Annotated in this window: 15 protein-coding genes and 1 tRNA gene; 12 read left to right on the forward strand and 4 right to left on the reverse strand. The window is 58.1% G+C overall.

The annotated features are described in order from the left end of the window. Positions 1–9 precede the first annotated feature (9 nt). Positions 10–2,928: an efflux RND transporter permease subunit gene (locus tag L1A08_RS13150; protein ID WP_238756884.1), complete on the forward strand. Its 2,919-nt coding sequence runs from the start codon at positions 10–12 to the stop codon at positions 2,926–2,928. A 288-nt stretch (positions 2,929–3,216) separates the two neighbouring features. Further along, on the forward strand, positions 3,217–3,579 hold the full coding sequence (locus L1A08_RS13155; RefSeq protein WP_238756885.1) for a co-chaperone GroES: 363 nt from the start codon (positions 3,217–3,219) through the stop codon (positions 3,577–3,579). A gap of 15 nt (positions 3,580–3,594) precedes the next feature. Here L1A08_RS13155 and L1A08_RS13160 read toward each other — a convergent pair whose 3' ends face one another. Continuing rightward, positions 3,595–3,882, reverse strand: coding sequence for a hypothetical protein (locus tag L1A08_RS13160; protein WP_238756887.1), 288 nt, complete (start codon positions 3,880–3,882; stop codon positions 3,595–3,597). A 405-nt stretch (positions 3,883–4,287) separates the two neighbouring features. On the opposite strand from L1A08_RS13160, the gene L1A08_RS13165 reads away from it, so the two are divergent. Continuing rightward, a complete protein-coding gene (locus tag L1A08_RS13165; protein ID WP_238756889.1) occupies positions 4,288–4,521 on the forward strand; it encodes a hypothetical protein in 234 nt (77 codons plus the stop codon). Between the two features lie 79 nt (positions 4,522–4,600). Beyond that, positions 4,601–4,687: transfer RNA gene (locus L1A08_RS13170), tRNA-Ser, on the forward strand. Between the two features lie 163 nt (positions 4,688–4,850). Here L1A08_RS13170 and L1A08_RS13175 read toward each other — a convergent pair. From L1A08_RS13175 to L1A08_RS13185, 3 genes are all read right to left on the reverse strand, one after another. After that, positions 4,851–7,418: a CARDB domain-containing protein gene (locus L1A08_RS13175; RefSeq protein WP_238756890.1), complete on the reverse strand. Its 2,568-nt coding sequence runs from the start codon at positions 7,416–7,418 to the stop codon at positions 4,851–4,853. 104 nt (positions 7,419–7,522) lie between these two features. Then, complete coding sequence (locus L1A08_RS13180) at positions 7,523–8,230, reverse strand: family 16 glycoside hydrolase (RefSeq protein WP_238756891.1); 708 nt, start codon at positions 8,228–8,230, stop codon at positions 7,523–7,525. A 33-nt stretch (positions 8,231–8,263) separates the two neighbouring features. Continuing rightward, a complete protein-coding gene (locus tag L1A08_RS13185; RefSeq protein WP_238756892.1) occupies positions 8,264–9,982 on the reverse strand; it encodes an ATP-binding protein in 1,719 nt (572 codons plus the stop codon). Positions 9,983–10,262: 280 nt separating this feature from the next. Here L1A08_RS13185 and L1A08_RS13190 point away from each other — a divergent pair, with 280 nt between their 5' ends. The 8 genes from L1A08_RS13190 (at position 10,263) to L1A08_RS13225 (ending at position 19,223) form a co-directional block, all read left to right on the forward strand. Continuing rightward, the gene (locus L1A08_RS13190; RefSeq protein ID WP_238756893.1) at positions 10,263–10,907 is read left to right on the forward strand and encodes a bifunctional 4-hydroxy-2-oxoglutarate aldolase/2-dehydro-3-deoxy-phosphogluconate aldolase; all 645 of its coding nucleotides are present in this window, start codon (positions 10,263–10,265) and stop codon (positions 10,905–10,907) included. 32 nt (positions 10,908–10,939) lie between these two features. Continuing rightward, a complete protein-coding gene (locus L1A08_RS13195) occupies positions 10,940–11,791 on the forward strand; it encodes a purine-nucleoside phosphorylase (protein WP_238756895.1) in 852 nt (283 codons plus the stop codon). A 233-nt stretch (positions 11,792–12,024) separates the two neighbouring features. Continuing rightward, a complete protein-coding gene (locus L1A08_RS13200; protein WP_261362875.1) occupies positions 12,025–12,450 on the forward strand; it encodes a thiol-disulfide oxidoreductase DCC family protein in 426 nt (141 codons plus the stop codon). A gap of 61 nt (positions 12,451–12,511) precedes the next feature. Beyond that, positions 12,512–13,900, forward strand: coding sequence for a sulfatase family protein (locus L1A08_RS13205; protein WP_238756898.1), 1,389 nt, complete (start codon positions 12,512–12,514; stop codon positions 13,898–13,900). 456 nt (positions 13,901–14,356) lie between these two features. Continuing rightward, positions 14,357–14,863, forward strand: coding sequence for a 50S ribosomal protein L13 (gene rplM / locus L1A08_RS13210; protein WP_238756900.1), 507 nt, complete (start codon positions 14,357–14,359; stop codon positions 14,861–14,863). Positions 14,864–14,954: 91 nt separating this feature from the next. Continuing rightward, the gene (gene rpsI / locus L1A08_RS22995; protein WP_390896883.1) at positions 14,955–15,659 is read left to right on the forward strand and encodes a 30S ribosomal protein S9; all 705 of its coding nucleotides are present in this window, start codon (positions 14,955–14,957) and stop codon (positions 15,657–15,659) included. 209 nt (positions 15,660–15,868) lie between these two features. After that, a complete protein-coding gene (mgtE, locus tag L1A08_RS13220; protein WP_238756902.1) occupies positions 15,869–17,227 on the forward strand; it encodes a magnesium transporter in 1,359 nt (452 codons plus the stop codon). A 148-nt stretch (positions 17,228–17,375) separates the two neighbouring features. Beyond that, positions 17,376–19,223 (forward strand): HAMP domain-containing sensor histidine kinase, encoded by a 1,848-nt coding sequence (locus tag L1A08_RS13225; protein ID WP_238756903.1) that lies wholly within the window; start codon positions 17,376–17,378, stop codon positions 19,221–19,223. Positions 19,224–19,227 lie beyond the last annotated feature (4 nt).

Here is a 19,227-nt window from a genome sequence, read left to right on the forward strand (position 1 = left end):
AGGAGCAACGTGGCTCTGCCTGAGTTGACACTCTTCAAGCACGATCTTGGTGAAAACCACATGCTGAACTTTTTCCGTAAAAAAGACCCATGGGGCAACGGATTGTCGGTCTGGGTCCTGGCGGCCCTGCTGTTCATTTCCCCGTTCATTGTGTCGACTCTTCAAAAAGTCGAGATGAAGAACGAAGTGGAGGCCTGGTTGCCCGAACGGGATCCTCAGGCCGTCCTGCTCGAGTGGTATGGTCAGAACTTCCCGATGAAGGACCATCTGTTCCTGTCGTGGGAAACGAGCACGCTTAACGACCCTCGCAATGAAGTGGTCGCCGCCAAGCTGGAAGGTTATGTCGACGCCAAAGGGGTCGAACGTCGCGGCAGCCCGTTTGTGGAAAGCGTGCTGACGCCTCGTGAATCGCTGAAACAGATCATCGATCAGAATGTCGATGATGAGCAGGCTCTGAAAACGCTGAATGGCCTGCTGATTGGCGATGGCCCGCTCAAGGTTCAATTGACCGATCTGGGACGCGAGAAGCTCGAGCAGGTTCAACGGGAAATCGTCGAACGAGCCGAAGCTGAACTTGGCCTGAAAGTATCAATGCTGCCGCCCGCTCAGAAATGGCAGCCTCCCGTCGCCTTCGAACAGTTTGCTGAAGTGAAGCAGCGGCCGCCGGAGGACGCTGGCGAAGTCTACGAAGAAGATATCGAGCGGCTCGACAACATCGTCGAGATTCCGCCCCACGATTTTCAGATCAGCTGGCATCTGATGAAGCCGGGCTCGGAGCGTTCTGATGCCATGCAGAAGCTGGTCGCTTCGATCACGTCTCACCCGAGCCAGGAGTATCCGGAAGGGGAGCCGCTGATCGATGACTCGTTCTTCTCGATCGGAGCCCCGGTGGCGCTGGTTGTCACGCTGACCGACGCCGGACAGGCTGACCGCTCGGCTGCACTGGCGGACATCCGAGCCGTGTGCGAAGAAAGCTTCGTTCCGACGGAGAACATTCATATGGGCGGTCGCCCGGTCGGTTCGGCTTCGTTGAACGAAGAAGTGGCGAAAGCGACCTACAATCCGGACGCACCGCTGCTGACCCGCTCGGTGATCGGGCTGTCGACAGCCGTCAGCTTTGTTCTGGCGTTTCTGATGCTCCGCAGTTTCCGTCTGGGCGTCCTCGTCCTCACGGTCTCGGTGTATGCGACGCTACTGACTGTCACGCTGGTTCCGTTGACCGGCTCGACGATGAACATGGTGCTCATCGTGATGCCGACGCTGCTCTCGGTGCTCACATTGTCCGGGGCGATTCACCTGGCGAGCTACTGGAAGCACGCGGCTCATGAGAATCCTAAAACGGCGATCGTGAACGCCGTGCGGATGGCTTCCCAGCCCTGTTTTCTGGCCTCTGCGACCACGGCCATTGGCCTGGCCTCGCTGATGACCAGTACGTTGAATCCGGTCCGCGATTTCGGGGTCTATTCGGCGATCGGCTGTGGGATCTCGCTGATCTTCGTTTTGTTCGTTTTGCCGGCTCTGATGCAGCTCTGGCCGGGCAAGCCCCCCGCGGAACACGAATCGGACGGCCGTGTCTGGCAGCGTCTGGCCGATATCATTTACAAGCATTCGACCGTCGTCAGTGTGGTCTGCCTGGGACTGTTCGCCCTTGGAATCTACGGACTGCAGTTCTTCAAGACGGAAACGAAGATCGTCCGCTACTTCCCGGAAGATCACTCCATTCTCCGTGACTACTGGTTCATGGAAGACAACGTGGTCGGCGTGAACACGGTTGATACCGTGGTCCGTTTCGATCAGAAAGCTCAGGAAGATCTGCAGTTCCTGGAACGTCTCGAAATCGTTCGCGAGATCACCGAAAAGATCCGCGACCACGACGAAATTACCGGGGCCATCTCACTGGCGGCGTTCCAGAAGCCAGTCGAAGCTCCCGCTGAAGACGCCAAGTTCTTCGAGAAGATCAAATACAACAAACGCAGTAATGAGTTCGAGGAACGCATCAAGAGCGGCGAGCTGCAGGGCGCCGAGTCGATGTTCACAGTCGCGGACGCCGATGCCGACTGGACGACTGAAGGCGACAAGCGGTTGAGCATTGCCGGAGATGAACTCTGGCGAATCTCTGCTCAGGCCTACGTCATGGCCGACAACGATTACGGGCAGCTGATGGATGAGCTAGACAGCATTTCTCAGTCGGTGCTCCGGTTCCACGCGGGAACCCATCATGTGGTGACGGGGATGGTGCCCGTCTTCCTGAGAACCCAGGAGGCGCTGCTGGAGAGCCTGATCTACAGCTTCGGAATGGCGTTCGGCATCATTGCAATCGTGATGATCGCCGTGCAGCGGAACGTTCTAGCCGGTCTTATCACCATGTTGCCGAACCTCATGCCCGTCGCTCTCTGCTTCGGCGTGATGTCGATGATGGGGGAGCGGGTCGATATCGGGACGATGATTACCGCATCGGTCGCACTGGGGATCGCCGTGGACGGCACACTCCACCTGCTGACCTGGTTCCGACAGGGAATCATCGACGGAAAATCGCGTCATGAGGCCGTCGAACTTGGTCTGTCTCACTGTGCTCCGGCCATGTGGCAGACGAGTGCGATTGTGGCGATCGGCCTGTTGATGCTGGCTCCCGCCTCACTGCTGATGATCAGCCGGTTCGGGATCCTGATGGCCGCTCTGGTAGCCGCGGCTCTTCTTGCCGACATTGTCTTCCTGCCGGCTCTGCTTGCGGGAACGCTGGGGCGGATTATGGAGCGGGACATTCTGAAGTCGGGAATCAGTTCCGAGGATTCGGCGATTCATATCGACTCTCACCATGACGAACATTCAGGCGATCCCGACGGAGAGCAGGGTGACGATCGCACGCCCGTTTCCGCTCCGCACCTGAACGTCTCCTCCCAAATCGCGGAAGGCGCCAATACGAAGTAGCCGTCGTCAAGGAGGATCGCTCAAACGCCTGTCGGCAGGTGAGTCAGTTTTTAGCGGAAACGCTGCGTCTTACGCGGAAGGAACAGTGACGCCGCCGGGAAAACTGATCTAGAATGGCGTTTGCGCCGCTTCCATCCGCCTCGAAACGAGGTGCGTTGCGGCGGTTGGCCTTTCCGATTACGCGTTGGCTGCAATAATTTCCGCAGAACGGCGGCATTCACAGCCGCGGGAATCGAATCACCTGAAGACGTTACCCCTCGAAGAGACTCCTGCTCACGGGAGCGAACTATGACTGAATTTGTTGAACCACTCGGACCACGACTCCTCATCCGCAAAGACGAGCCGCGCCAGAAAACGCGCGGTGGTATTGTTCTGCCAGACCAGGCGGAAATCCCGACAATCACTGGACGAGTCGTCGCGGTCAGCCTGGAAGTGGAGAACGACGACGAGTTTCCCGTCAACAAATACGACAAGGTCCTGTTCCACCCGAAGAACGCCATTCCGGTCGATTTCGAGTCGGATAACCTGCTGTTCGTCGTGCCGGTCGAAGATGTCGTGGCTGTCTTTCGACGGTCCGAAGCGACTCCGACCCGTTCGCAGACCGACACGGGTTCCGACGAAGCCGACGAATCGTCGGACGATTTCGAGTAGTTTCTCGTCCCGCTGTTATTCGATACCGAGATTCCGCTCAATGCTGCGGGCTTTCGGCGACATCAGCAGGTCGCGAAACGGATCGTTGTCTTTTTCCATGGGACGATCGCCCCGGGCTTCGACGCCGGCTTCCTCGATCCATTCTTCTTCCGCATCGTCGGTACCGTCATCGTAGTCGGCCTTGCCGTCGGGTTTGAGGCTGGCAAAGCTCTCTTTGAACATGTTCCGCATGCCGAGTTGCTGCGTGCAACCTGTGGACAGACAGAGAGTTACAATCAGCAGGCTGCTGACGATCGATTTCATCGAAATCTTCCTGGCATGAGGAGGGAGGGGGAGGATGCTGCTGACAGGAGAGCAGATCCGGAGGGGGAGCTCGGGAGAGCTTTCAGGAGGGACGGTACTGGTAACACAGACCGATCCGCGTTGTAAAGCGGCCTTAATCGTGTGCAATTCTTATAACAAACCTCCCCCAAGCCATTGATAGCAGACGACTTGGGAAGGTTTCCCGGCGATTGACTTGATTCTCCGGCTCCGGATCGCCAAAATGCCCACCCGGCTGGAGCCTCGGGTCTTGCCGGTAATCAATCGAATCAAGCCGGGAATGACATCCTCGCAGGTGCCATTCCCGCTCTGCAATGGCCCTGCTTGTCGGAAATTTTCCGCAGGGCGGCTCCTGAAACCATATTTTGTGACGATGGGAATATTGTCATGCCCCTGAAGCCGGATCGACTGGAACGTTCCTTGAAACTCGCTGAGAATTCGCGAGAACTGTGGCAAAAAGAACTTGCTTCTCAAGGTGTAGAAGAGAAGGATTTCCGAAAGAATCCTCGCTGGCGGGCTCTGAATGCCTCGTGCAGAAAGATCCAGACCCGGATCGAGGCGGCTCGCGACCTCGAAACTCGTGGTCAGGTCGTCGAAAGCGAAGAATCCAGCGACGAATAAAACCGTTGCTGAGAGAGAGCCCGTTTCCGACTGAGAAACGGTGAACGCCGATCGCTCAGGCGTGTCCGCGTTCTCACACGGAGAGATGGCAGAGCGGCCGATTGTGCAGCACTGGAAATGCTGTGTCCTGGAAACGGGACCGGGGGTTCGAATCCCCCTCTCTCCGCTCGAAAGAAAGCCCGCGCGTCCCTTGCGACTCGCGGGCTTTCTGGTTTTCCGGCCCGGCAATGAGGGCACGGTTCAAAAAGAAAAACCGCGGCTCGACCTGCGCGTCGCCGCGGATTTTCTGATCGGGGGTTATCGTTCCCGATCGACGACGCCTGGATGATTTACGGCGTAATCGCCAGTCCGGCAAGCAGATCTGCCAGCATGTCCTCGGCGAATTCGTTCAGCAGACTGCCTCGTGGATCGCCTGTTATTGAATACGCCGGACGCTCTTCGTTCGCCTGGGTCGCGAAGTCAGCCGGCTCGTCACTGCCGCCATTCCACCGAGATGTGTTCACGCTCGCCGTATTCGTGGAGTTGTCGGAAGGCTTCGAAGTCGCCGTTCCCCCCGATCGAGGATCCGCCGGAGCTGGAGGTGTATTCGTGAAGTACCCAGTTTGAACCTGGCTCCACGTCACCCCGGTTCCCCAGTAGCTCAGTTGTCGATCAGTTACGCCGGTGCTGCTTGTCTCCAGAGACCGCCAGTATCCGCTGGCCAGGCGACCGAACACGTCGGCTCGGCCATCGCCATTGGTGTCTCCCGCAGCCAGATGGCTGATGCCTCCAGCGGCTGCCGACCAGTCGGTCAGATATTGGAGGGCAAACTTCTGCCCGTTTGAATCGCCGAACCAGACCTTTGTCCCGTTGAGCAGAATTCCGACATCGTCCCGGCCATCGGCATCGAAGTCGCCGACGACAACTCCGTCCAGCGACTGAGAGACCGTGACGTTCGACCAGTTGCCTGAGGCAAAGCCGTTGGCCGGCCCGATCGATTTGGCGACCTGAATCCTTCTGGTTGCTCCACTGCCGAGAATGCCGACGACATCGAGGCGATTGTCGCCATTGAAGTCGCCGGTCTGAGCATGACTCAAGCCTCCGGACATCGACCAGCGTCCCGCGTTGAGGTACTGAAAGCGGGAGTTGCTCGTCTTGTACATCCAGAGCACGCCCGAAGTCGCGATAATGGTCAGGTCGTCCCCTTTCACGCCGTCGAAGTTGCCAACCTGCACACTGGCGATGCCGGAGTAGTTCCCGTAGTCGCCCCACGATCGATTCAGAAACTTCGAACCGGTCGACAGCCCGGCCCACCAGCGGCCGCGGTTTCGGCTTCCCTGTTTGAACAGGCCGATCAAATCGTCCCGCCCGTCATCATTGAAGTCGCCGACGTGAATCTCTTTGACGTTGGTGGTCCGCCACGTTGTCCAATGACTGACACTGACCGTCCCATTTGCAGCGACACTGGCGACATGCCATTCCCCGTTCGGCAACCAGATCGCGAGATCATCCCGCCCGTTGCCGTTGAAGTCGCCCGTGAGCGTCAACCGCGGCTCGACAGCCGGCAGCCCGGTGATCTCGAAGTTCTGATAGCTGCCACTCCCATCGTCCCCACTGCCCCACCAGCGCCCGTTGGCGAAGCCAAGAATCTGAGTACGCGGCCCGCTTTGGGGCGAGACCGAGGGGATCGAAACTGTAGAGCGGTCGGTACTGTTTCCGACGTTGGCATTGTTTAACTCGTTCGATTCGTCGATCAGGACGTAAGGGTCTAAGACCATTCCAATGTAGTAGACCGTATTGTCGTTGTAGATCGCGTTACTGGCCGGTGGCAGCGTGACACGTAGCGTTCGCGTTCCGGCAGTGGTCCCGGACGCGATTCCTGGATGTGTGACTTCGCCAAGGTTGAACTCGAAGAAGTCGTTCGGGTTAATCAGTGCATCTCGTGAGAGATAAAATCGAACGGCGAAACTGCCTACTGAAGCAGAGCCTGCGTTCCGAACGCGATAGGTAATATCAAAGGAATCGCCAGGCCCATAGCTTCCTGTTGGTATGGACAGATAACTCCCGACGAGATCGGGCTGTCCGGGCGGCGTTGACTCGATGAGTTCGACGGTCAAATTGTAATCGGTCGAAACCTCTCCCACTCTTTCCACGCGAATGTATAGCGCGTCGCCATTTTCGACACCATCCAGGTTCACTTGTTTACTCGAAGTGTCGGCTGGCGACGACGAAGCCAGTACTGTGCCGAAGGCGTTCTCAATGAAAACATTGGCATTAGCGGTCAGATCCGTCAGATCAACCTGAAGGCGACCGTTTGCTCGCGACCGAAACTGAAAGTAGTCAATCGGATCCACGCCGCAGACAGAATCACTCAACGAGTAGGGATCGTCTGCATCAAGGTATCGAGGAGCCCCAGCTGATCCGATGCTGTCGTGACTATCGTCGACGCATTCAGGATCTGGATCATCAACAACCGCCCCGAGCGTGATTCCGAAATCGTACGTCGCCGATCGCCCCTGGTTGTAATTGCCTCCTGTGATCGAGGCAGAATACTGGCCGGCTGGCAAGATGAACGTCATCGACTCATTCCCTGCAGAGACGGGAATACTGAATCCTCCATTTTCCGCGCCGATCGCCTGATGCTGGTAGCGAAAGCTCAGGGATGTGAGCGACGAAGAATGGGAAGTGATCGAGACATCGAACGTGATGTAGCGATCTTCATTGAGCGTGAACGAGTAGTTGTCGGACGTCTGATTGAATCGTGTGCCAATCGATCCGCTCCGTTCAACGTCGGCAGTCAACGCGCCAAGCGAGTAATTCGTCAGCAAACAACGTGCTTCGCAGATCTCCGCTGTCGCCAGAACAGAGGTGCGACCTGCAAGTCGGTGAAAGCGGCGTGGCGAACGTGAGAATTTCATAGCGGCCCCTCGGAAGTTCGTTTTCAGGTTGGGTATGTCCTGAAAACGATTCCGAAACCCGGAATCTCACAAGGTTTTTGCCGATTTTTTGGACGACCCGACCGTTACCGAGCCGGCTTCGCTTCCCAGATTTGCACGTCGTCGAAGCGGACTTCCCTGCCGTTGACTGTGAAGTGGACGCTTTCTTTGGTCGGGTGGGCCAGGCCGGAGGACTGGAGGTGGCCGATGGCTTTGCCGTTGAGGCTGACCCGCATTTCGTCGCCCAGGAGTTCGATCGTCATTTCGTGCCACTCTCCTTTGGCGACGTCGATCTTGACGTTGGAGCCGCGGCCTTCGAGCAGTTTGTCTGCGGCCGCTTTCTGCTTCGGATCGCGTCGCATCGCGAAGATGTCGTTTCGCATGATGCCTTCTTTGTCGTCGCCGAGGCGAATTTGTTTCGGCGTGATGGCGACTCGGGCGATGTGACCGGCGTGAGAACCCTTGTAGTTCTTGTCATCGAAAACGACATTGAAGCCCCACGAGTCGACCAGGTTGAATCGGAACGACATGACGACGTTCGTCATCGGCAGGTAAACCCGACCCACAGATCCGTGATCGGCTCGGTCCTGGCTGGCGACGAGTTCGCCGTCTTCAATCCGAAAGCTGGGGAGGATGACTTTCCACTGTCCCAGTTCCTGCCGTTCAAAATCATCGGCGAGCAGAGACTGCCCCTTCTCGGCCAGTGGGGTCTCAATCCGCTCTTCGCCGCAGAGATGCGTCGCCAGGAAGCCGAAGGCACAGAACGCCGCTGCCGTGAAAACTCGTGGGTTCATGAGATCGGTCCATTCGGAATGAGAGCGTGGTTTTTAATCGATATCCGCGATTGTTCGAGACCCGGCCGGTTCGGATGTGACTTCGCTGGAAAATGGCCAGTGTAGAACGAACTGGGCTCCACCATCTGGCACATTGTCGACGAGAATGTCGCCGCCATGCTCCCGCATGATCTTGCGACTCACCGCCAGACCGATCCCGGTGCCGCGAGTTCCCTTGGTCGATTCGAACACGTTAAACAACGTGCTCTGAACTTCCGGCGAAATTCCGGGGCCGTTATCAGTGACACGAACGAGCAACTGGTCCTGTTCGGCATCGAAGATTGTCTCGACGTGGACTTCGCCGGTGTTTTCCGAGCTCTCCGCGGCATCGATGGCGTTCGTCACGATGTTCAGCACGGCTCGATGAATGGCTTCCGGGTCGAATGAGGAACTTGGCATCTGTTCGTCAGGTGCATAGATAATCTTGACGCCGTATTCGCTGGCGTGCTGCTCCATCAGTTCGCAGACATCACTGACCACTTCATTGGCGTCCGCAAACTCGATCGTTGGAGTCCGCTCTTTGCTGAAGGTGAGCATGTCCATCACGAGGTGATAGATCTTGTCCTGGTTCTTTTCGACGAGCCCCCATCCTTTCAGGATCAGCTCGCTGTCGTTTTGCTTCAGCCCGAGATCAATGAGGTAACTTCCACCGCGGACGCCCTGCAGAATGTTCTTGATATGATGGCTGAGTGTGGCGATCGTCTGTCCGATGGCGGCAAGTCGTTCGGCGTCGACCAGAGACTGCTGGTAGCGAAAATTTTCGATGGCGAGTGCACACTGCCGGGCCACGGCCGTGAGCAGCCGCAGTTTTTCGTCCGTCAGATGCTGCGATTCTTTCTCCTGCGAGCGGGAACGCCGCTCCACCTCGGTGACATCGAGATAGATCGCCCCGAGCAATGCGATCCGTCCCTGCATCGGCACGCAGAGAGCTTCCTTCACGCCGGCCTGAAGAATGCTTTGCCCGGGATCAAACCGGACGTCGTGTTGCGGATCGGTCGAACGGACGGATTTTCCGGACTTGATGACGTAATCGACAATCGTCTTCGAGACCGGCATTCGGGCCTGGACCGCGGCCTGTTTTGAATCCGGAACGATGGAGCTGACCGAAGCCTGCGGGACGATCATGCCGGTTTCACTGTCGATCAGCAGGATGCAGCCGCGATCGGCATGGATCGTTTTGAGGATCATCCGCAGCACACGTTCGAGCAGTTCCGACAGCGTTATGGAAGGTCGCACGGCTTGTTCGGCGATCTCTCCCATCACGTGCAGGACGTCGTTGGGAAGCAGTTGATCGGACGATGAGGCGGCACGGCCCGGAGCTGGCTGCGTGGGGGAGAAGGTCCGGATGATTTGGGAGTGTTCTTCGTGAGAGCTGCCGCCCACCAGATCGACATAAGCCACAGACGACCGGTCCGACACACCGGTGGCAAACAGCAGGGTGCTGCGGCCGAGACGAATCTGATCACCCGATTCCAGAAAGGCCGACTTCACCTTGCGGCCGTTCAGATAGGTGCCGTTCGAGCTGTTGAGGTCTTCGAGCAGCCAGCCATCATCCTGCGGTTTGACGCAGGCGTGCACGCGCGAGGCTTCGGTGTCGAGAATCCGAATCGGATTCTGGCTGCCCCGGCCAAGATTCATCGATCCGTTCAGGAGAAAGCGGGTTCCCTGATCGGCTCCTTCGATGACAAGCAGTGATGCTTCCCGTTCCGCCATAGACTGCAACCAGTTCCCGTCGTCCTTCGATGATTATCGCAGCCTGCGAGGACTCGGGCCGCGTTGTCTTCATGGTAGTCAATCAATTCCGGGAAATCACCATACCAGTCAGGAGTCGCGCGAGTTTCTGATTGATCTCAGCAGTTCGCGTAATGGTCATTTGCATCGCAAGGCATCGAAACGCGCAGACGATTCCGAAACGCTTCTGCAGCCTGTATGCTGCGGGAGTTCACCGCTGGCCCACTCGAACTCGTCTACGGAACCTCGAGGAATCCCTCTTATGAATCACGCCGAAATCCTGCATAAGCTGCTGACGGAACGCATCGTCGCCATTCTGAGAGTCGAGTCCTCGGAACTGCTCGTCGATCTCTGCCAGGCCATCGCAGCCGTCGGGATCCGCTCCCTTGAGATTACGATGACCGTTCCCAACGCGCTGGAAATTCTCGCCGAAGCGCGGAAGCAGTTGCCGAAAGATGTGGCGCTGGGCGCGGGGACGGTCCTGGATGCCGAGACCGCCCGCATGGTCATTCTGGCGGGAGCCGACTTCATCGTCTCGCCACACACCGACGTTTCAATCATTCAGACGGCAAAGCGATACGGTAAGCCGGTGGCCCCCGGTGCATTCACTCCGACCGAGATCATTCACGCCTGGCAGTCGGGAGCCGATATCGTCAAGGTGTTCCCGTCCGATCCGATCGGCCCGAAGTATCTGAAGAATCTGCGCGGTCCGCTGCCTCAGATTCGTCTGATGCCGACTGGTGGCGTTGAACTCGACACGATCGCCGACTTCTTCGAAGCGGGAGCCTGTGCGGTGGGCATTGGCAGCGCCCTGCTCAACAAGCAGTGGCTCAAAGATCGCGACTTCGGCGCGATCGAGGCTCAGGCGAGAAAGTTCGTCGATGCAGCCGCCCCTTATCGGACATAGTCAGTCAACCTCAGTGGAGATCCGAGAGCAGCATGCACGGATTGTGTGAACGAATCGATGAAACAGTGGGCTACATTCGTAGCCGCTGGAGCCGTGAACCGAGAATCGGCATCATCTGCGGAACCGGACTCGGTAAGCTCATCGAACGCATGGAGCCAGCCGAGACGTTCACGTTCGAAGAGCTTCCGCACTTCGTTCCGTCCACCGCCCTGGGGCATGCCGGCAAGCTGATCTGCGGCAAGTGGCATCAGACCGATGTCGTGGCTCTGCAGGGACGGCTGCATTTCTATGAAGGTTACACGCTTCAGGAGATCACCTTTCCCGTGCGTGTGCTGCATGCGCTGGGCATCGATCTGCTGATTATTACCAGTGCCAGTGGCGGGATGCATCCGCAGCATCATCCCGGGCAGATTATTGTTCTCGATGATCACATCAACCTGATGGGCGATAATCCGCTCGCCGGCTGGAACGACGATCAACTCGGGCCGCGTTATCCAGACATGAGCAGCCCGTACGATCCCCCGCTCATTGAGAAAGCCCTCGACCTGGCGCGGCAGCAGAATATCTCCGCCGATCGCGGGGTGTATGTTGGAGTGAAGGGGCCCAACTACGAAACTCGAGCCGAGTATCGCTTCTTCCGGGCCATTGGCGGCGACGTTGTCGGAATGTCGACCGTGCCCGAGACGCTCGTGGCGATACACGCCGGCATGCGTGTTGTGGGACTTTCGACAGTCACAAACGTCTGCCTCCCAGATGCGCTCACGCCGACCTCCGGGCAGGAGGTGATCAACGTTGCCGATAGTGCTTCCCGCAACGTCGGGGTGCTCATCGACGGACTCATTCGCCACGAAAGCAAAACGATGCGTGGCGAGCTCTTCCCGTAAAGCCGACAGCGTGGCTGCGGAGTCGGCAAGAGATTCGCTTTTGATCTCCAGAGTCCGCTGCACCGAAAAAATCTTTCGGGACCACCCCGGCTTTGCAAAGGCGCTGACTTTGAGGGCGGCGTCACCCGGCCGCCGAAATGGCCGGGCCACCCAACGGGTCGTGCGGGTTTCACACACTTCGCCGAGGTTCGAGCTATAATCGAGGAAAGCCGCCTCTTCGAACGGAAACCGATATGACTCAGGCTACAGCCGAGATAGACACCACGACGCACCCCCTGCTCCTCTTTGACGGAGTTTGCGGGATGTGCAATTCGTTTGTCGATTTCATTGTCGCCCGCGACCGGCGGCACGTCTTTCGTTTCGCTCCGCTGCAGGGAGAGACCGCCGCTCAGATTGCGACGCCGGATGATGTCGAGCATCTGCGGAGTGTCGTTTTTGTGAAAAATGGTCAGACCTTCCGGAAATCCTCAGCCGTCGTGCGCGTGCTCTGGGAACTGGGCGGTGTGTGGAGTATGCTGGGAACTCTGCTGTGGCTGATTCCGAAGCCGCTGCGAGATGTGGGTTATCGGTTCGTGGCTCGAATCCGATATCGAATCTTCGGCAAGAAGTCTGCCTGCCGGCTGCCCACGCCGGAAGAACGATCGTGGTTCTATCCCTGATCTGCGTGACTTTCCGCTTTCACTATCTCCGATTCGCGAACTCTCCCAGAAGGATCTGCCGATGCTGTTGCGATTCCTGGCTCTGATTGTCCTGGCACTTTTCGCCATTCCCGCATCTGCCGATGAGGCTCAACGTCCCAACATCGTGCTGATCATTGCCGATGACATGGCATGGAACGACTGCAGTGTCTACGGCCATCCGAACATCAAAACGCCGCACCTGAGTCTGCTCGCCAGCCAGGGCATGCGGTTCGACAATGCTTACCTCACCTGCAGTTCATGCAGCCCGAGCCGGTCGAGCATCATCACTGGCCGTTATCCGCATTCGACCGGCGGAGCACATCAGCTGCACAACGAACTGCCGGCCGATCAGCTCACCTTTGTCGAACTGCTTCGCGAATCCGGCTATCACACCGCGCTGGCCGGGAAGCTGCATCCTCGAAAGACGACGGAAACCCGTTTTGATCTGATCTACGGAACAGGGCCGAAAGAATCCGGCGGAGCCGGGGAATGGGTGAAGGCGATCGAGGAGGCTCCGAAGGATAAACCGTTCTTCCTCTGGCTGGCTTCGTTCGATCCGCATCGCGGCTACCAACCGAACACAATTCCCGAACCCCACACGTCTTCGGATGTGATCGTTCCGCCCTATCTGCCAGACGTTCCTGAAGTTCGGGAAGATCTGGCCCTGTATTACGACGAAATTTCCCGGCTCGATCACTACGTCGGCAAGGTGATGACGGCGCTCGAAAAACTGAAGCAGGCCGACAACACGCTGATCATCTTCATTAGCGACAACGGCCGCCCGTTCCCCCGCTGCAAAACGACGATCTACAACAGCGGCGTCAAGACGCCGTTCATCGCCCGCTGGCCGGGACAGATCAAGCCGGGCAGCACCTGCGAACAGCTCGTAAGTACCGTCGATCTGGCTCCGAGCTTCTGTAAGGCAGCCGGTGTCGAAGTCAGCGAGACTTTTCAGGGCGTTTCGATCCTGCCCCTGTTCAAGGATCCGACGGTTCCGGTCCGCGAGTACATTTTCGCCGAGCACAACTGGCACGACTACGACGACCATCAGCGGTCCTGCCACTCACTTTACTTCAATTACATCAGGACCGAGTACACCGATATTCCCCAAATGCCGCCGGCTGATGCCGTGAAGAGCGTTACGTTCCAGAAAATGCGCGAACTGCACGCGAAGCACGAGCTGAATGAGCACCAGGACTTCGCGTTCGAGACACCCCGTCCGGGTGAAGAACTGTACGATGTGCTCAACGATCCGCACGAGCTGAATAATCTGGCCGATGACCCGAAGTATCAGGGCCAGCTCGAAAAGCATCGGGAGCGACTGAATCAGTGGGTGGAGGAAACTGCCGACGAAGTTCCGACGGAACGCCGCCCGGACGAGTTTGACCGGGAAACCGGGGATCGGCTGCCGCGAAATAAACAGGGATAACGTCATCCTGAGATCGGATGACACTGACTTCGCCGGTGTGGGGGCCCCAATGGCCTCTATTTTCTGAAAGCACTGGCAAAGCCGGTGGCATCCGGCGGAAGAAACAGCGATAACACTTCTGTGCACGGAAGCGTGCGCCCTGCGTGGCTTCTGAAGCGAAAGATCCGGTCGTCGACTCTGAGGTTCTTTCGCTCAGGTCAGGATTCGTGAATAGTCCGCCCCAGCCGAACGCCGATCAGTAATCAGCCCGGATTTGCTCGAAAAATCCGCGGATGGCTGCATTGATCATTGATTGGGCAGTCGTTATCCTGTGTCGTTCCAATGCAGAATCAGTGAATTTCCCCTGCCGGTTGCTTGTTCGGGCAGGTGGGCCGTATATTTTTCCACCATCAGGTGGCGGTAATATCTTGCCACCATGAGGTGGCGGTGTAGATCTCCCATAGCGAAGTGGTCAAAATGGCAGTAGAGATTGTTCAGCGGACATCGGTCGCGAAGAACGAAACCTTCGAACCGCAGTGGTATTACATCGATGGCGAAGGCCAGGTGGTCGGTCGTTTTGCGTCTGCGATCGCAATGGTGCTGATGGGTAAGCATAAGGCTACGTACACGCCGCACGTGAATACGGGCGATTTCGTGATCGTGACCAATGCCGACAAGGTCCGGTTCACCGGTCCGGAAGCCGCTCACGAATCGCACCCGAACTTCACCACCAAGATGGCGGAGAAGGAATACCAGCACTACACGGGTTACCCGAGCGGTCGCAAAGTGACCACGGGCGAGCAAATGCTGGAGAAGCATCCCGAGAAGATCCTCGAAGAAGCCGTTCGCCGGATGCTGCCGAAGAACAAGCTGGCCCGCAAGATGCTTGATCGTCTCAAGTTGTACACGACCAGCGAGCATCCGCATCAGGCTCAGCAGCCGCAGGCTCTTCCCGAGCACCTGCTGACCCGCTGCAAGAAGTAGTTGAGATCACGATCGACCGGGCTCGCCGCCCGGTTCCGCCTCAGAATATATCGTCTCCATATAAGCAGTCAGAGATTCGGAAGAGATCCGTATGAGTACCGATCAACCTCAAGATGACAACGAACAGCTGTCCGCTGCCAACGACGAGCAGGCGACTGCCGGCGAAGAACAGTCGGCTGCCAGCGAAGAACAGTCGACCGCCAGCGAGCCGTCCGCCGCCAGCGAACTGCACAACTCCGCGGAAGGCAAGGAACCGGAAACGGTTGCACAGACCGGAGAAGCCGGTGAGCAGGGAACCGAAGACGTTCCTCAGCTGACTCTCGGCGGCGCTGCGGAAGCCGGTTCGGAAGAAGTTGGCGAAGAGCCCAAAGAATACGTTGCTCCGACCATTCGTGGTCGTATCGACAAGTTCGGGACCGCGATCGGCACCGGTCGCCGCAAGACAGCCGTCGCTCGCGTTCGCCTGAAAGAAGGCAGTGGCAAGTTCACCGTTAACGGTCGCGAAATGGAAGAGTTCTTCTGTCTCGAACGGGACCGCAAGATGGTGCTCGCCCCGCTGAAGGCTGTCGATGAAGATAAGAAGGTCGACATCTGGGTCAAAGTTCATGGTGGTGGACTGACCGGTCAGACCGGAGCCGTTGTTCTCGGCATCGCTCGTGCTCTGCAGGCCAAGAACGAAAGCTATCATCCGACACTGGCCGAAGGCGGCTTCCTGACCCGCGACGACCGAATGGTCGAACGTAAGAAGTACGGTCTGGCCAAAGCCCGCCGCAGCTTCCAGTTCTCCAAGCGTTAATCGACTCTGGCATTACGCCAGGCGATCCCGCTGGACAACTCAATTCACGACCGACAAATCCCCGACCAATCCGTCGGGGATTTGTTGTATCTGGACTGCATTCCGGACATTCTCGCAGTCACCAGGGGAACCGCACCGGCTCGGTCGGTCCTCCCCGTCTGATCGAACGCTCCTCCGATGGGACCAGTTGAGTAGGGAAGGACTTCAGCATGTACAACACGCTTCTCCTGCCGGATTTGCGCTTGATGCTGATCGAGAACGACGAGCAGGCGATGAAAGAGTTCTGCGAAGTTCTCATTCCCGCTGTCTCCGCCGAGTTACTGGCCGAACTCACGCCCGCCGAAGCTCTGCTCGTTCTGTCCAAGGTCAATCTCGAGCGTCGAGCCGAGATTTTCGGCTATCTGCCGCTCCCCTTCCAGGTACTGCTGGTCGGACAGATGGACCGATCGTCGCTGAGTCGCCTGATTGAAGAGATGGCCGCGGATGACCGCGTCGACCTGCTGGAGTGTCTTGATCCTGGACAGGTTGAAACGCTACTTCCGTTGATCGCCCAGGCGGAGCGGGCCGACATCCGGAAACTGCTCTCGTATCCGGAAGGCTCGGCCGGTTCGATCATGACAACCGAGTACGCCTCGCTGCCGAAGGACATCACCGTCCGCGACGCATTCGAGCGACTGCGCGTTCAGGCTCCCGATCGAGAGACGATTTACTACATCTACATCATCGACGATAAGCGGCGACTGCTTGGCTTCCTCTCGATGCGCAAACTGATTCTGGCCAAGCCGAATCAGTTGCTTGTCGACATCATGCAGCAGGACGTCATCTCGGTCCGCGTCGACGATGATGACGAGTTCGTCGCCAATGAACTCAACCGCTATGGCTTCATCGCGATTCCGGTTGTCGATAGCGAACAGCGGCTGGTCGGGATCGTCACACACGACGATGCCGCCGACGTCCTTCGCGAAGAAGCCGAGGAAGACCAGCATCGTCTGGCAGCCGTCGAACCACTCGAAGACTCGTACCTCTCGACCTCGGTGTTGATCCTCGCTCAGAAGCGGGGCGTCTGGCTGTTCTTTCTCCTCGGAGCGGCTGTTCTCACCGCGTGGGTGCTGCAGTTCTTTGAAGGGTCCGGCGAACAGAGCTGGATCATCATGTTCCTGCCGCTGGTTCTGGCCAGTGGCGGCAACGCGGGTTCGCAGTCGGCTGCTCTGGTGATCTCCGCACTGGCCCGGGAACACTCGCGCACCAAGCGAGCCGATGCCGTGCGGATTCTTTCGCGCGAGCTGGCTCTGAGTGGAATTCTCGGAGGTTCCGTCGCCTTTATCTCGTTCTTCTGTGCCTGGCTGCTGACCGGGAGTCTGTACCCCGCGACGGTCGTCTCACTCACCGTGCTTTTAGTCGTGGTTATGGCTGCCGTCACCGGCGCGGCACTGCCGATCATCGTGCAGTCGTTCGATGCCGACCCGGCTTATATGTCGACCCCGCTGATCGCCGCCATGGTCGATGTGATTGGCGTGATCATTTACTTCAACGTCGCCTACCTTGTATTCGGGCACTATCCGCATTGAATGCGGTCGCGACGCAGCCGGTCGATGAATTTTTGATCAAGACTGCAACTCTGCGACCGTCTGCTCTGCAGAACAGATCAACATCACGGTATAAGAGAATCAACGGACGTTCGTCCGGCTCTCTGCAGGAACGAACAACCGCGTAGTCATGCAGCAATCGACTCTGGCGATGTGTAGTTCCCGTTTCTTCTGGCGTATCTTTTCCACGCACGTGGCTGTCATCGTGCTGTGTACGCTCGGGTTGTCGTTCACGGTGTTCCGGGGCTACCGGCAGATCATTGAAGATCGCTTTCAGGCCGAGACCGAAGACCTTTCGGAAATCCTCGCCGAATCGGGCCGGGAACGCATTCTTGGCGACCGGGAACTGCGGCCGACCGATCCGTTCTATCACATCGCGACCTCGCGGGGGAATCGCCATCATCTGTTCGATGCCGATCAGGAACTTGTCGCAACCACCGTCGACGAGGAATCGCGCGGCGAGATTCGCCTCAGCTCTCTCCACGATCAGCTGAACGCCGATCTCGATGTGACCTCACGGATGGTCGGCAACGGAGAGCGGGGTCCGTATCAGTTGACCGTCCGCCGTCTCGTCGAAAATGGCGAGACCATCGGCTACCTGCAGATGGAAGCCTCTCGGGCAGAGCTTCAGTCTCAACTGCAAACGCTGTCCCATCTGGTCTGGGCCATCGCGACAGCCGTCTGCCTGATCGGTGTCGCTCTTTCGCTGATCGTCGTGTCGCGGATCATCAAGCCGGTTGAAGAACTGACGCAGGCCGCCCAGGCGATTGCCGACGGACGCTGGTCGCAGTCGGTTTCGATCGACAGCAAGGACGAACTGGCGACATTGGCAGAAGCCTTCAATGAAATGAGTCGCGAACTGGCAGCTCATATCGCGGAGCTTCAACAACAGGGCCACCAGCTTCGGGAGAACAGCGAACGACTGGCGACCGTTCTCGGCGGAATGATCGAGGGCGTGATCGCTGTCGATTCCGCCGATCGCATTCTGTTCGCCAACGATGCCGCGTTCAAGATGATCGACTTCGTCGGCCGCCGTGTTGTCGGACGCCCGTACTGGGAAGTGCTGCGGAACACCGACGTTCAGAATGTCGTTCGCGATGTGCTCGCCGATCAGTATCAACTCAAACGGGAAATCGAACTCCCGCGTTCCCAGAGTCGCGTTGCCTTCATCGCCTCCCGGCTGCCGGGCGAACCGTGTCCCGGCGTCGTGCTCGTGCTGCACGATGTCACCGAACTTCGCCGCCTCGAACGGATCCGCTCCGAGTTCGTCTCCAACGTCGGACACGAACTCAAGACGCCGCTTGCCGCCATTCAGGCCTGCACCGAAACACTGGCCGATGGAGCCATTGAAGATCCGAAGCACGCGGTGCACTTCCTCAGCCAGATCACCGATCACGCCGACCGGCTGCATAAGCTGATTATCGACCTGATGGAGCTGGCCAAGATCGAATCGGAAGAAGACGCCTTCCGGCTCGAAGAGATCGACATCGGCGTGCCGATTCAGGAAGCGATCGACGAACACCAGTCAGTCGCCCGGGCTCGCCAGATCACCATCGTGGCCAAACCGACCATCGAGGAACTGCTCGTCAAAGCCGATCTCGATGGCGTCCGCACGATCGTCAATAACCTGCTCGATAACGCCCTCAATTACACCCCGGCTGGGGGACAGGCTCAGGTGGCGTGGTGGGCGGATGGCGATGAGGTCGCGATTACGGTTTCCGATACCGGAGTCGGCATCGAACCGAATCATCTGAAACGGGTCTTCGAGCGGTTCTATCGTGTCGACTCGGCTCGATCGCGCGACGCGGGCGGCACCGGTCTCGGTCTGGCGATTGTGAAGCACCTCTGCCAGTTCTTCTCGGGAACCATCACCGTCGACAGCGAACTCGGCAAGGGGACGACCTTCACCATTCGCTTCCCGCTCGTCTCGACCAACGACTCGGCCTCTCTGCCGGTGCCGAGCCGGTCCAGTTCCTAGCACT

The sequence above is a fragment of the Rubinisphaera margarita genome, assembly GCF_022267515.1.
GTDB classification, from domain to species: Bacteria; Planctomycetota; Planctomycetia; order Planctomycetales; family Planctomycetaceae; genus Rubinisphaera; species Rubinisphaera margarita.

Coding starts and splice junctions, on each gene's coding strand:
- L1A08_RS13225 (WP_238756903.1), top strand. CDS start 17,376: ATGCAGCAATCGACTCTGGCGATGTGTAGTTCCCGTTTCTTCTGGCGT.
- L1A08_RS13185 (WP_238756892.1), bottom strand. CDS start 9,982: ATGGCGGAACGGGAAGCATCACTGCTTGTCATCGAAGGAGCCGATCAG.
- L1A08_RS13205 (WP_238756898.1), top strand. CDS start 12,512: ATGCTGTTGCGATTCCTGGCTCTGATTGTCCTGGCACTTTTCGCCATT.
- L1A08_RS13180 (WP_238756891.1), bottom strand. CDS start 8,230: ATGAACCCACGAGTTTTCACGGCAGCGGCGTTCTGTGCCTTCGGCTTC.
- rplM (WP_238756900.1), top strand. CDS start 14,357: ATGGCAGTAGAGATTGTTCAGCGGACATCGGTCGCGAAGAACGAAACC.
- rpsI (WP_390896883.1), top strand. CDS start 14,955: ATGAGTACCGATCAACCTCAAGATGACAACGAACAGCTGTCCGCTGCC.
- L1A08_RS13200 (WP_261362875.1), top strand. CDS start 12,025: ATGACTCAGGCTACAGCCGAGATAGACACCACGACGCACCCCCTGCTC.
- L1A08_RS13175 (WP_238756890.1), bottom strand. CDS start 7,418: ATGAAATTCTCACGTTCGCCACGCCGCTTTCACCGACTTGCAGGTCGC.
- L1A08_RS13195 (WP_238756895.1), top strand. CDS start 10,940: ATGCACGGATTGTGTGAACGAATCGATGAAACAGTGGGCTACATTCGT.
- L1A08_RS13190 (WP_238756893.1), top strand. CDS start 10,263: ATGAATCACGCCGAAATCCTGCATAAGCTGCTGACGGAACGCATCGTC.
- L1A08_RS13165 (WP_238756889.1), top strand. CDS start 4,288: ATGCCCCTGAAGCCGGATCGACTGGAACGTTCCTTGAAACTCGCTGAG.
- L1A08_RS13155 (WP_238756885.1), top strand. CDS start 3,217: ATGACTGAATTTGTTGAACCACTCGGACCACGACTCCTCATCCGCAAA.
- L1A08_RS13160 (WP_238756887.1), bottom strand. CDS start 3,882: ATGAAATCGATCGTCAGCAGCCTGCTGATTGTAACTCTCTGTCTGTCC.
- mgtE (WP_238756902.1), top strand. CDS start 15,869: ATGTACAACACGCTTCTCCTGCCGGATTTGCGCTTGATGCTGATCGAG.